The following is a 12,380-nucleotide window of genomic DNA, read 5'->3' on the forward strand; positions in this document are numbered from 1 at the left end:
TCACGAAGCGTAATTGCTAGATCGCCTCTTTCAGTTCCTTGACGGGGCGGAACGCGACCTTCCTGCTGGCCTTGATGTGGATCGGCTCGCCAGTGGCGGGATTGCGGCCGGTGCGGGCGGCGCGCTTGCGGACCTGGAGAATGCCGAGGCCGACGATCCGGACGCGGTCGCCCTTCTTCAGGTGCTTGGTGATCAGGTCGACCATGTTGGTCAGGACGGCCTCGGCGCGCTTTTTCGACAGGTCCTGGCTTTCCGCGATGTCAGCAGCGAGGTGCTTGAGCGTAATAGTGGCGGGAGCGGCTGCCTTCTTCGCCATGTCTAACCTCCTCGTTCTGGCCGGTGGCTCGGGGACACCCCTGGACCCCGCAAGTTCCTGGAGGCGTAGACGATTCGGGCGCGGCCTGACTATGCCGGCTCGAATGTCGTCCATGGCTTGCCGCAGACGCGACAGCGTCGAGAAGTTCAGGCTAAGACTATGAAGGAATTGCCAAAATGGCGCGAGAGACGGGGCTCGAACCCGCGACCTCCGGCGTGACAGGCCGGCTAAAAGGCTCCTGCCTTCAATCAGAGTTTCAACTTTCGTGGAACAAAAACGAGCCTGAAACTGGCCGAAGTTGAAACCTCGGCCGGAGTCGTCTTGAGGAGCCTGCTGCGCCGAACACAACCACACAACCGGAGAATTCACCTTTAGGTTGTTAACAGAACAAAAGAAGGCTGTAAGCACGGCTGGGCTCGAAGCCGAGGCACGCAAAGCACGCGGTCGCTTTGATACATCAGAGCCGCAGGCGGAGCGACTATTGAGCCGGCTCCATCATCGGCTTGCCCTTATCAATGATGTGGACGGTTAGCATCTTCAGGGTCTTATCGCCCGCAATCTTGAAGCCCGCATGAGGGACGTCGCGAGCGTTGATTACTGCCGCGCCAGTTGGAAACTGAATCTCCTTGCCATCGGGGAGCGCCAGTGTCGCGCCATCGAGCACGTAAACCGCCTCTTCACCGTGGTGGGTGTGGCGCGCGAGATTATTCCCTGGCGGCACGTCCACAACGCTGACGATGACTTCCATGTTGGTGCCGGTTAGATCGGCACGCTTCAATTCCTGGCGGTTGGTTTGGGCTTGGGCGGCAAAGGTGAGCACGAAAAAAAGAATGGCAGTCAGGCGGAGCATGTCACTCTCCCAAAAATGAGCGCCGTCTAGCGCTTCTCAAAAATGGCCAGTTCAGTACTGTGGCAACGCAAAAACCGTTTAAAGAGCCGCCCGCAGGCCAAACCTGGGATGGATGCGTTTAGCCGGACCGCGGACGGGCATTGAAAGGGTATGCTCGCCCAGGTCGAGGGCAATTCACGAGCCGGTGATGACCCCTTGCCAGACCTCCACTTGGTCGCCAACGAGAGCGCCGCGACCGCGCAAGTCCTGGCATTAATCTTCCGGCGGCCCTTTACCGCCGCCGCGCTCGCCTCCTATCTCCCCCAGCTTTTTCGGGCGGCCCGCTTTAGTGCCTGCCCAGCAGAGCCGCACTATTCAACAGTAACAACAATTGGGGGCCTTCATGGGCGATGTCCATGACGCTTGATCAGGTTCGGTCAGCGATGCCGTCTGGCGAGAAAGAGTGCGACCTGTACTGCAACCACAACGCCGATGTGTGGAGGACTGTACGTTGCGGTTCTGGAGGCCGGGTCGCTCATTATATTGCAAAGGCGACGCTGGCATTCGGCCATTGTGCAATCAGCCATAATGACCTGGCTGCCGCATCATTCTGTGGCCGTCGCACGATCGGCAAAGCCGTTCGAGAGCTTATCGAGAAGGGCTTTATTTCATACGAGGGGCGCACCGCGACCGGCGAGCCCATCTACAAGGCGATCTGGGGGCGTGCCGAGGCATGCGCAGCGCGATACGATTTCGTGGCTCCCGAGGATTCTCTGGAGCCAACGAATGCCCAAGAAGCAGCGTGATTTCGCGCCAACCTACTGGGTGCGCTCCAATCTTCGTGACGACATAAACGGAGATTCGAGGGTCACTCACACAGCAACTCGTTTCTTCGAGAAATTGCTTGCCTCCTACAGCTGGAAGAACGGCTATGCGGAGTGTGCTGACACGTTTATAGATCGTGACATCCCGATTTCCCTGGCCTCAATCAAGCGCGCTCGCAAACTGCTGTGCACGCTTGAACGAATTTGGATTATACGGCGCGGCGGTCGAAGGGGTGTAGTCAATCTGCCGACGCGCTATGGCATCGCGCTCTATTACCGAGGTTCAGATCGCTTCCGTGAACTCAGCGGCGGCGAGCACGCGGTGGACTTTCGCACCAGCACGGTCACCATGCCGAACGACTATCATTTGGCCGGCCGGCTAGCAGGTCCGCCCCAAGGGGCAAATGACGACCTTCCCAAGGTATCAAAAGTGCGCTCCCAAGGTATCAAAAGCGCACACCCAAGGTGTCATGGTGACCCCCAAACCCATCCTCTTACAGAGGATAATATAGGCGCCCCTAAAGGAGCGCGCCCTGTTGAGGGCGCGCAGGGTGGCGCCAAGAAAGAGGAAAGTGCGGCGCGCTGGCATGCCTCTGAGGGAGGTCGGTTTGCGAAGTGGCGCATCGTCCACGCTGAATATGTCGGCAAGAAGGGCGCAGACGATGACGAGAAAGACGTCTTGCTTGCCCACCTTCGGAGCGCACGTGGTGCCAAGTTTACATTGCGCTGCCATATCGACAGCGACGAATACGCAAGCCTTGACGATGCTTTAGGCGTGGATGGCGAACCTGAGAGGTTGGCAAACCAAGAAGTGATGATGTCAACCGGAAATGCTGCAAAGACTTTCCGTAGATCTGCACCACTCCCATGGTGCGAGGTGACAATCCTGTCTGGTGAGTCTGATGAAGACGGTAGCGCACGTGTTCGGGTGGAGTTTCACGACAATCACGGGGGCGAGTCGACGATGAACCTGTCAGCAGAAGCAGCAGCGGCGCTTGCGGCCGAATGCGGCGGGGAAGATCGGTCAGTCGGATCTCGCGTCCGGTACCGGATCATGCCGGACGATTCATACGAGTGGAGGCTTGTCGTCGCGGCCAGCCGAACGGCGGCCTGACCGGGGGGCCATCCTGATCCCTTTCGCAAGCCGCCCCGCTTACCGGCCGCCCACTCGCGCGCTAAATCCCGCAGATATCGAGGAAAATTTTCACCGGTGACGCGAACTGAAAACCTGCGGCGTCGCGTCCGCAAGTGCACATACCGGTAGGAGGCGTGGTGGGCTGAGAGTGTCAATCCACCCCCGTTCAGCATTCGATCCGGCGGCAACAGCCGGACGAAACCAAGAGCCGATAACGGCCAAGCAATATGCACTGTTACGTCGAGACCTTATGAAACACGCAAACGATAACGGCCCCATTCAGGCCGACGACTTCACCGACCTTGCAGCCCGCCGTGCCTGGCTGGAGACTGCACCAGCTACGCACGCTGCACACCGTGAGCAGTCCCCCTGCGCAACGTGGGCGAAGCGGGAGAAAGACGAGGTCACGTTCATGGGCCTCAGACTATGGCGCGCCTTGAACGAGCCGCCGCGCCTTGCCGCCAATGATAACGATGCGCCGGACGAGGAGGGTGCGGATGCCGGCGGGCAGCCCGTACTGCTCAACATGGATAGAGAGCTGGTCGACGTCAGCGCCAAGCAGCTCAAATACGCGGCGGAGCATGGCATGGTTCGCTGGCAGGGCGCCAAGCTCGTGAAGGTCTGGAGCGGACGCAAATGGGTTAGCCCGGACGCCAAGTTCGGCAAGGTGCGCACGCGCAAAATCGAGAAAGCCGACACCGAGCATTTTGACGCCGAAATGCCCGACGCTCAGACGGAGTTGGCTCGGGCGCAGGATACTGAGAGGTTGCGCAGCCGGCTGGGGCACAAGGTGTGCACTGTGCTGGATATGGCCTCAGGCGACAGCACGCTTGCGGAGATAGGCGAGTATCTGGGCTTTGCTGGCCAATACGCGCAGCGATCGGCCTCCAAGGAAGTGCGGGCGGCTGTCGCTGCGCTGAACGTGGCCATGGCTGAGGGTGAGCGCGCCGCAGCTTGACGGGGCCTTACTCTGCCGGGGGAATGGGGGTTGCATTCAGCAGATTGGAAATGGCTGTAACCAACTGCGCCGGCGCAAATGGTTTGGCGAGGAGAAGGCTATTTGGAACGCCGTGTATCGGCCATTTGTCGGCGCTAGCGCCTGACATGTAGACGACGGGGAAATTAGGGTCGATGGCTCTTGCACATCTTGCTACCTCCCAGCCGTCCACGGTGCCGGCGAGGTTGATATCCGTGACTAGCGCGCGATATTTGCTGTTGGTCCCCTGCAGCAGTGTAACCGCTTCCTCACCCGTGGCTGCGACCTCCGCTTCATAGCCGCCGTCAACAAGAGCGTCTTCAACAAGCGCCCAAATTAGCTGCTCGTCTTCCACGACCAGAATGGCAAGCGATAGCTCTGACACAGACGCGCTCCCCGACAGCCCTCAACATGACGCGCAGCAAGTAGAAAAGTTCCAATGCGCAAAAGTGAACTTAGGCCATTTTTGGCCACTGTGGTCGGCGCGGGTCCGCATCTAGACCTCCGGGGGAAGAGACGTGGGCCGGCAATGGGAAACACCACCTCAAATTTCCAATGGTTGAGTGCTAGCGTCCCATTCCGACCGGACGTGTACGCTCGCAATCGCTCCAAGCTCTATAGTCCTTATAGGCAGAGTTTCTGCCCTTACGTGACGTGCACCACTGTGCCGGTTTCGGCCGGCGTCCTTTTTTCCGGCCTAGAGCCGTGAAGCCGCTAGTCGGCCAATTCCAACAACCGTCTATTCGACATTTTTCATTGAGGAGAAGAAAACGTGGCGAAACTCGCCGACGTCCTCGCCGCAGTTGACTCCCTCGGATTCGACGCTGCGCGAGTCAAACACGTGGCACGCCGTCTTAGTGAGGCGGGAAAGATCCCGGCTGGTGGCCCAGCAAGATCACCAGAGTTGAGTGAAGATGACGTCTTGCGGCTCGTCATGGCTGTGGCCACCTCGCCGAAACTTCGGCAAGCAGAAATGTCTGTCGATACCTACGGAGCGTTGACGCCGGTCGGCACGTGTCTTGCTGGCGATGCACCGGATTCTATTCCGCGAAATGCCGCCGATGCAATCGCAGTCGAAGTCGAGATGGCCCGTAGGGGCGATACGAAGGCGCGGCATTCCTTCCTCAGCTTCGTCCGATCGTGGCCGGAAATCGTGATCGAACGCCGTGGCGATCCCGTTGTGCGGTTCCGCCAGCCGGGTACGAACGCTGCCCATTGGGCACACGACGGCCACAGGACAGCCACCACGATTCCGGTCGCTGCTGTCGCCGACATTCTTGATCTGTTGTTTGGAAAGGTTGCTGCCTGATGGCTCTCCTAAAGAAGAAACCCGCCGACGAATTCATTGTTCCGAGCCTAGCTGACTCTAGCCCTGAATTCGCCGCCCTGATCGCAAAGAGGCAGGAGCTGGAGCAGAATTACGCGAAGCTCAACACCGAGCGCTCTAAACTTCTTGAAGAGATCAAGGCCGCTAAAGCGGCTGGAGGGGAGCACCTGAATAGTAGTGTCGCCCGAATTCTTGGTGATGCCGCGAAAGGCAGCATCGGAGAGCTGTCGAAGCGACTTCGCGACATCGTAACTGAGATGAGCAACATTGAAGATGCTCGGGAGGTGTTGTACCGCCGCACCGGCGAGGCGCGAGACAAAGCCAGCAAGATTGTCTGCAGCGCGGTACGACATGAATATAAGCGCCGTCTCGCTGCGCTGTGTGACGCCGCGCGCGCATTGGAAGCGGCTCGCGAAGACCATGATGCGCTAATTGATGACCTAGAGCGTGAAGACGTGCGCCTCGGCTATCTGGCGCCGATTACGCCACACTTCATGGGCGATCGCCGCGAGGGCAGGATTTTCCATTTTCTGAAGGAAGTGAGAGAGAAGGGTTACAATGTCTAACGGATCAGAGCGCACCTCCGACGCTGGCGATCGAAAGCCTGTGCGTCGCAGCGTCAAGTTGCCCGGCGAAAAACCACACTCCGAATGCTCGGACTCGCCGGCCGTGATCGCGCGTAAACTAATGCAGGAAAAGCGCGAGAAGAGATTGCGAGCGATGCAGCGCAATGGCTGAAACTATTTCAGGATTCGCCATTTCATGGAACAGACCCGCGATCATCGCCGGGCTCTTCGAGGAAAGGTTCGCGCGTGGTGCATTCGATAGGCACCTCGCGCAGAACCCAGACGTCGCCGCGCTCTGGAGTCACGATCAAAGCAGGCCACTGGGGCGCATCAGTAACGGCGCCCTCAAATTGCGTTCAGACAATGTGGGTTTATATTTTGCGCTAACACCTGATCCCAATGCACCGCTAGGACAAGAGGCATTGGCGACTGTCGGCAACGGCACGGTCAATGAAGTCAGCGTCTCATTTACTCCGGTTGTTGAGGAGTGGACCGACGACGGCGACATGCCGAAACGACTGATTACCGAGGCTAGGTTGTTTGAGATCAGCCTCGTCCTTTGGGGCGCTTACGGCAAGGACACCTCGGCTCAGATCAGCCGAGCATCAAGCAACAGCATCGCAGCCAAGCGGCGCATTGAAGCGAAGATGCGAGCGCGCGGCATTCTTTAGCACCGGGGTGGGGAGGGGTGTAGCAACTCCCTCGGCCGTTTGCCCGCGGAGACCGGCGCCCTCCCATTTCACGCGCATCTGCAATTGAAAAGATGGGGTATCAGAGGTTGCATTGGTTAATCATGCAGCCGACCACAAAATCCCAGAACGGAGATCTCAATGCCAATTTTTACGGCTATCGCGACCGCAGTTCTCGCGACTTTCAGCATCACTAGCACCTTCATCGACGAAGCTGAAATCGTGGTGATTGACGAAGGGTCTGATGATGACGAGGGCGTGGACAAATGACTGCGATTTCGGCTTTCAAGTCTTCAGACTCGATTCACGTCTTTTCCGATGGCGCCTGGCACGACCCGATGTCTGCTAAACTTTGCGGCGTGGGAACCAAAGTCCACACGATTCCGGAGCACAACGCAATTTTTGCGGTCACCGGAATGTCGACGGTGCCGCATCTGCTTTCGGGACTTCTGATGGAAAATCACTTCGCCGATTTTCGTTCGCTTGCAGATGCAATGCCGGATCTGGTTAAGGCGTGCTCCACTCGGGCGAAGGCAGTCGGCCTTAACATGACCGGCCGGTGCGACGTCGTCCTGGCGGGTTGGTCCGAAAATGTCGGTCCATCGATCTTCGTCACGGAATGCCATTTTGACCACGGCTTTTTCAAAGGAGCCGCAGTCGAGCTGTACATCAGGCCTAGCGTAGATGGTTCATCGGGAATGCATTTTCCTGATGATGGACTGCGGTTGCTAGAGAAGCAGCATGCCGCAAGATTTAACCGAGCCGCCGAAGGTACATTCGGCAGCGCGACGGTTGGCGGACTTGTCGGCGGCTTCGCGCAGCATACGCAAATCGATGCTGATGGTATCCAAATCAAAGTGCTGAAGCGGTGGCCGGATGAGATCAAATGATTGCATCAAAGCAGAGACGAGCACTCACCATGTGCGCATTGGCAGATGGACATCAACAACATCTTTCCGTCGATGAAGCCGTCGCGCCGACGCATGACCAACGCCACCACGCCGTTCTACCTCAATGCGCAATCCGTCTTTACCGGTACGGCGCCAACGGCCACTTGGTCGATCCGAGCAAGACGGATGTGCTAGCTAACGAGGCGCTTTCCACTCCTGATCGTCTGGGAATGAACGTGATTGCCGCGCCTTTGCTAGTATTTCGCCAGCGGCCGACTTGACCGTCACCTCATACTGGTAGACGCCGGGATTGCAAGGCGCGAACGTGCGAAGAGCGCCAGCGGGAAGGATGCCATTCTTAGGCAAGGGAACTTCCTGGCCGCCATATTCTCGATCGGCCTGGGAAAAGAGCACAAGGATTGAAGCCGCTCCTTGCGGAACATCTTTAAGCCGGAGTTCTGGATTGTCGAAGAGGCTAATGCAGCGCTCTGATCTGAGAAACGAGAAGCTCATTGTCATTCGTGCAGCAGCCGGCGGTGAGATCACCTCGTGCTGGACCTGTTGTCGCGCGGTTGTTTGGGCTGCGACCGACGTGGCCCAGATCAGGACCAAACCCGTGACTACAATTGCTCTCATTGGCTTCGATAGCATAAACCGCGAGACGAGTCTGATCTATTCTCGATCGGTCGCTCCCTCAGGGACGGTCAGTGCGGCCGTCTGCTCTTCTTTTTGCGTTTCGCGATCGCCTTCTTGATCTGCTCTCGCAAGCGAAGGATTTCTGCCCATCGAGCCGCAATCTTCGGATCGAACGGCGCCGGTGCCGGCTTGCTTTTCTGACGGTTGCGTTTCGCCATGCTTGCAGCCCAGCGGCTACAACCTGCGCTCGCGCGATCATTCCGCCGTTAAGCTTGATGGGCGCGGTCCGAGTTAATTCTGGAACTACACACGCGGACTTGCCGGGCGCGGTCAAGCGGCGAAAAGCAAGTAATAAAGAAGCGCGGCGGCGACCATGGCCAGCCAGACTAACGACGCTAAGAAATACGCCCTGTGCCAATTCATGGGCTGGAAGCGTAGCACCGGCGCGGCCAACCGGGAATCTCTTCCACTTGCTCAGGGCTTTGAAGCACCCGTCCAGAGGATTCGCGGCGTTTTCCATGTCAGTGATGGGTAAACGCTGCCGCGGCACAGCCTCTATGCATCAAGGCGCTCGCTATCGTCGGAGCAGAGGCGCGGCACGCGCGCTGACCAAATTGCACTGAGCCGGCCGGGATACGGGAGAACTGCGGACGCGTCTCTCGGCTTCTTTGATCTGAAGCCGAAGGCTCTCCAATTCCGAAAGTTCAGAACAGAGTTCGCTAAGACGTTGGGCGAGAAGGGTCGCGCGAGAAATAAGCATGAGCACCCCGACACAAAAGCCACTGTGAAAACGCTTTAGAAAGAAATGCGCACCTTATCGAAGAATAACAACATGACCGGAACGGCATAGGAGCCGGGCAGTTTAGACTATGAACAGAGCAGTCGTCACAATCAGCAACGCAACAAGCAGCACGTTTTCCAGTTTGTGATTGTAGGAGCCGAAAGATCTTCTAATCGATCGCATGTCAGCGCCTGCTAGCGGTTTCAATCCGGTGGCTTGAGCCTGGAAATTACGTTGGCGCTTGCAGACCAGGAGAGGTCACCCACGCGTTGATTTCAATGGCAACATCGATCTGCCGCGCCTTCCGCAGTAGCTCGTCGCGCCGAACGCTGGTGGGCATTCCTTCAGCCTGCTTGCGCAAGCTGGTCGCCTCTCGATCTAGACGGTATTCAAATGATGTAGATGATGGCTTGAAATGATGTCGCATCACAATGCTCCCTGCTCGATTGGGCGGGAGCGCAATTGGCGGTCTCGTCACCGATAGAAGCCGTGGGCCGAGCGGTGATGAAGCGACTAGACACCCTTTTCAGTAGGGAGTCGACCTAATTCGGTTGAGGCGCTTCGAATTGTCAGTTCGGTGAGCGAAGTAGGTAAAACAGGGCGCTATTTCCCTCGATCTGGGCTGTTTCGCGCGAAGTCTCGTGGCCGCTCATCAGCAGTGTGTCGTCCTTCCACACTTGCCATTCCCACTTCTGCGGGAGAAGGGCGATCAGCCTCACTTCAAGCATCGCGGTAAATTTGGCCATCTACGCTATATGCGCTCCTGATCGTCAATATTCCAGTGGTCAATATCCGTCCGAGGGACGGCACAGAATTGCGCTCGTAGTGCGCAACCCCGCGCGAGCATGCGCGTACTCACCGACAGGATACCAATGGCAAACGATTTAGTCGTCCAACTCGGCGCGAAGTTGGATCAATTCCAAAGCGACCTGAACCAAGCCGGCGATATGGCGGATAGCGCCGTAAATCGGATTGAGCAGTCGTTTGCGAGCATCAACCCAACTGCCGGAGGGTTTGCGTCGCTCGGAGTTGCCGCTGCTGGCGTTACTGGCCTTGTGGGTGGGCTGCTCGCTGCGCTCACCAAGGTCAACAGCGAGCTGGCCGACCTACAGAAGAACGCAGAGTTTACCGGCCTGACTGCCGAGCGATTCCAGCAGATCCATTTCGCGGCTGGGCAGGGCGGCGTCTCTTCGGCGGACGCGGTCACCGACTTGCGCAAGGTTGCTTCGTTACTCGCAGATGCCAAGGAAAACGAAAACTCTCTGACGAAACTGCTTGATGCCAACAACATCAAGTACAAGGACCGCAACGGGCAAGTTATCAGCCTCAACCAGCTTTTGGTGGTGGCTGGCGATCTGATTAACAAGTTCGGCTCAATGCCGGAAAAAACGAAGGCCGCGCAGATGCTCGGCCTTTCAGAAAGCTGGGTTGAGGCGCTTCGCAACGGCAGTAAGTCGTTTGAGGATATTGCGCAGGGGGCAGAGGCGGCTGGTGCGGTCATCGACGGCGCGACCGTTGCCAAGGCTGCCGCGTTCGATCGAGCGTGGAAGCAGTCCTCTGCACAACTTGCTGCGCAGTTCAAATCAACTGCTGCCGATATTGGCGGTTGGTTAGATGATTTGATTGATAAAGCCAACGACCTTGTGAAGACTGCGCTTGCCTCGCAGAACATTCAGCCTGGTAGCGGCCAGGATGTGTTCAATAGATGGGCTGATGCAGCGGACATCTTCCAAAAGGACTTGCGCGGCCTGCCGCAAGATGTCGACCAAGTCACGCGCGCGATCGAACATCTAAACGCTTCGGGCAAACCCGAGAATCTTGAGATCGCAGCTGCCCTTGAGTTAATCCGCGCGAAAGCGCAACTTGCTCGCGACATGTTGCAAGCTGCGGCCGAGCAGCAGTCCAAGGTCGAGTTTCCAGGCGGCGTTCCACTACCATCGTCCCGACCGGCCGCTGCCAACAAAGATGATCCTAATGCTGCAAAACTCCCGACACGCGGTGGTGATGGTGGCGCGAACGCTTACGATCGCGCGACCGAATCCATCATAAAGCACACGGCTAGGTCGATCGCGGACACCGTGGCAGTGGGTAAGGGCGCGACAGCCATGGTGGCGGCGCGCACTAGATTGGAGGTCCGGATATGAGCGCAATAAATGGTTTTGTTCGAAGTAATGCGGCATTCCTGCTGACGGACGTGACTTTCATATTTCAAAGGCATCCCGGATGATGTCAATCTCAATAAGGCTCATCGCCTGTACCGGTTGAATGCTGTCGTGGCTGCGACTGGTCCGGCGCAGTTCGGCGAATGGCTATCCGGTCGTCTCGCTTACAAGTCATTTGACAATTTGATCAAAACCGCTGAGCTTCAGATCACTCATCATTTCCAGCGCTACGCGCGCGAGTACCGCAACGGAGATGCGGCATCTTGCGTTGTGCTGGCTGGTTGGCATGAAAAAGAAGATCGGCCAGCGATCTATTCTATTGAATTAGAGACGGCCGGCACACCAAAAGCTTTGTTGGTCAGACAGAGCGCTGAGTTTGAGGAAAAGCACGTTGCGGCGAGTTTGACAGAATTACCGATCATTTCGATGCCCCCGCCGTCGCTAGAGGAGTTTCAAGCGGCGGACTATGACTTGATTGCCGACTTGGAGAAGGTCGATCCTGAATCGTATCTCCTTCACTGTATGGAGATTCAGCGTCGCAAACGCTTCGATGGGCGTCACGTTGTCGGCGGCCATGCCGTATTGACGACGATCACTGCGAGCGGCGTCGTGCAGCGCCTCGTGCACGTATGGCCTGAAGATCAACCCGGCTCAAGGATTGAACCGGTACCGATTGATTGGTCGGCGTGGCGGGCGGAGCGCGCTGCTGCTCGCTCAGCTCAGGATCGAGTTGCGCGTGCGGGCCGCGGCTGAGGCGAGGAGTGCGAAAACGCGGGCGGGTGTTCTGATGACGGTTGAAAGCCGCAACCTTGAGTCTCTGGGACCCGCGCATCTTATGTTCGGTTGAAGCTATCAGAAGCCGATTCGATAAGGCTTTTCCTCGATCTTAGGCATTTCAATGAGCATCACGGACATTTGGCTGTGATGCTGCAATAACTGGACGTTGCGCCCTCTTTCATCAATGCCGCTGAAAATCAGCATGTCTGGATCAGAAGCCCTTATCTGACGGAGATGGAAGGACCCATCGCTGCCACCCCCGACAACGGTAACTCCTATCTCGGATTCCTCGGACATCTTTGATTGAAAGTTGGCAATGAGAGTTTGCAAGCGTCCAAGCATGTGGCCGGCCGGATTGTGCCTCTTGTGCATCGTTTCCGTCGCTCGCTGCATAGATGCGCTCAGACCAGCCAGGGGATCGGGCGGTTTCATGGGCATGTTCAGGTTCCTAATTCTATCCGGGCCGGGTCCG

17 protein-coding genes are annotated in these 12,380 nt (G+C 57.5%); 11 read left to right on the forward strand and 6 right to left on the reverse strand.

Annotated elements, in window-relative coordinates; all coding sequences use genetic code 11:
- Nucleotides 1-16 precede the first annotated feature (16 nt).
- Both IVA92_RS22160 and IVA92_RS22165 read right to left on the reverse strand, forming a co-directional pair.
- On the reverse strand, nt 17-316 hold the full coding sequence (locus IVA92_RS22160; RefSeq protein ID WP_247277134.1) for an HU family DNA-binding protein: 300 nt from the start codon (nt 314-316) through the stop codon (nt 17-19).
- 478 nt (nt 317-794) lie between these two features.
- Nucleotides 795-1,166, reverse strand: a complete 372-nt coding sequence (locus IVA92_RS22165; protein ID WP_247277135.1) for a cupin domain-containing protein — start codon at nt 1,164-1,166, stop codon at nt 795-797.
- A 395-nt stretch (nt 1,167-1,561) separates the two neighbouring features.
- Between IVA92_RS22165 and IVA92_RS22170 the strand changes: the two genes are divergently transcribed.
- The 3 genes from IVA92_RS22170 (at nt 1,562) to IVA92_RS22180 (ending at nt 4,062) form a co-directional block, all read left to right on the forward strand.
- Complete coding sequence (locus IVA92_RS22170) at nt 1,562-1,951, forward strand: helix-turn-helix domain-containing protein (RefSeq protein WP_247277136.1); 390 nt, start codon at nt 1,562-1,564, stop codon at nt 1,949-1,951.
- Nucleotides 1,932-3,083, forward strand: a complete 1,152-nt coding sequence (locus IVA92_RS22175; protein ID WP_247277137.1) for a hypothetical protein — start codon at nt 1,932-1,934, stop codon at nt 3,081-3,083. The genes IVA92_RS22170 and IVA92_RS22175 overlap by 20 nt, the downstream gene beginning before the upstream one ends.
- Before the next feature lie 271 nt (nt 3,084-3,354).
- Nucleotides 3,355-4,062, forward strand: coding sequence for a hypothetical protein (locus tag IVA92_RS22180; RefSeq protein ID WP_247277138.1), 708 nt, complete (start codon nt 3,355-3,357; stop codon nt 4,060-4,062).
- A gap of 7 nt (nt 4,063-4,069) precedes the next feature.
- Here IVA92_RS22180 and IVA92_RS22185 read toward each other — a convergent pair whose 3' ends face one another.
- Entirely contained in the window at nt 4,070-4,465 is a 396-nt protein-coding gene (locus tag IVA92_RS22185; protein WP_247277139.1) for a response regulator, read from the reverse strand.
- A gap of 387 nt (nt 4,466-4,852) precedes the next feature.
- Here IVA92_RS22185 and IVA92_RS22190 point away from each other — a divergent pair, with 387 nt between their 5' ends.
- From IVA92_RS22190 to IVA92_RS22210, 6 genes are all read left to right on the forward strand, one after another.
- Nucleotides 4,853-5,389, forward strand: coding sequence for a hypothetical protein (locus IVA92_RS22190; RefSeq protein WP_247277140.1), 537 nt, complete (start codon nt 4,853-4,855; stop codon nt 5,387-5,389).
- Nucleotides 5,389-5,973: a hypothetical protein gene (locus IVA92_RS22195; protein WP_247277141.1), complete on the forward strand. Its 585-nt coding sequence runs from the start codon at nt 5,389-5,391 to the stop codon at nt 5,971-5,973. Before IVA92_RS22190 ends, IVA92_RS22195 begins: the two co-directional genes overlap by 1 nt.
- Nucleotides 5,974-6,137: 164 nt before the next feature.
- Nucleotides 6,138-6,644: an HK97 family phage prohead protease gene (locus tag IVA92_RS22200; RefSeq protein ID WP_247277142.1), complete on the forward strand. Its 507-nt coding sequence runs from the start codon at nt 6,138-6,140 to the stop codon at nt 6,642-6,644.
- A 159-nt stretch (nt 6,645-6,803) separates the two neighbouring features.
- On the forward strand, nt 6,804-6,932 hold the full coding sequence (locus tag IVA92_RS35795) for a hypothetical protein (protein WP_256464556.1): 129 nt from the start codon (nt 6,804-6,806) through the stop codon (nt 6,930-6,932).
- Nucleotides 6,929-7,552: a hypothetical protein gene (locus tag IVA92_RS22205; protein WP_247277143.1), complete on the forward strand. Its 624-nt coding sequence runs from the start codon at nt 6,929-6,931 to the stop codon at nt 7,550-7,552. The genes IVA92_RS35795 and IVA92_RS22205 overlap by 4 nt, the downstream gene beginning before the upstream one ends.
- Nucleotides 7,549-7,833, forward strand: coding sequence for a hypothetical protein (locus IVA92_RS22210; RefSeq protein ID WP_247277144.1), 285 nt, complete (start codon nt 7,549-7,551; stop codon nt 7,831-7,833). Before IVA92_RS22205 ends, IVA92_RS22210 begins: the two co-directional genes overlap by 4 nt.
- A gap of 1,365 nt (nt 7,834-9,198) precedes the next feature.
- On the opposite strand, the gene IVA92_RS22215 is transcribed toward IVA92_RS22210, so the two are convergent.
- Together IVA92_RS22215 and IVA92_RS22220 are read right to left on the reverse strand one after the other, a co-directional pair.
- On the reverse strand, nt 9,199-9,396 hold the full coding sequence (locus tag IVA92_RS22215) for a hypothetical protein (protein ID WP_247277145.1): 198 nt from the start codon (nt 9,394-9,396) through the stop codon (nt 9,199-9,201).
- A gap of 142 nt (nt 9,397-9,538) precedes the next feature.
- Entirely contained in the window at nt 9,539-9,715 is a 177-nt protein-coding gene (locus IVA92_RS22220; protein WP_247277146.1) for a hypothetical protein, read from the reverse strand.
- 126 nt (nt 9,716-9,841) lie between these two features.
- Between IVA92_RS22220 and IVA92_RS22225 the strand changes: the two genes are divergently transcribed.
- Both IVA92_RS22225 and IVA92_RS22230 read left to right on the forward strand, forming a co-directional pair.
- A complete protein-coding gene (locus IVA92_RS22225; RefSeq protein ID WP_247277147.1) occupies nt 9,842-11,113 on the forward strand; it encodes a hypothetical protein in 1,272 nt (423 codons plus the stop codon).
- 129 nt (nt 11,114-11,242) lie between these two features.
- A complete protein-coding gene (locus IVA92_RS22230; protein ID WP_247277148.1) occupies nt 11,243-11,884 on the forward strand; it encodes a hypothetical protein in 642 nt (213 codons plus the stop codon).
- Between the two features lie 99 nt (nt 11,885-11,983).
- Here IVA92_RS22230 and IVA92_RS22235 read toward each other — a convergent pair whose 3' ends face one another.
- Nucleotides 11,984-12,346, reverse strand: a complete 363-nt coding sequence (locus tag IVA92_RS22235) for a hypothetical protein (protein ID WP_247277149.1) — start codon at nt 12,344-12,346, stop codon at nt 11,984-11,986.
- Between the last annotated feature and the right edge of the window lie 34 nt (nt 12,347-12,380).

The organism is Bradyrhizobium sp. 154 (assembly GCF_023073875.1).
Classification (GTDB): domain Bacteria; phylum Pseudomonadota; class Alphaproteobacteria; order Rhizobiales; family Xanthobacteraceae; genus Bradyrhizobium.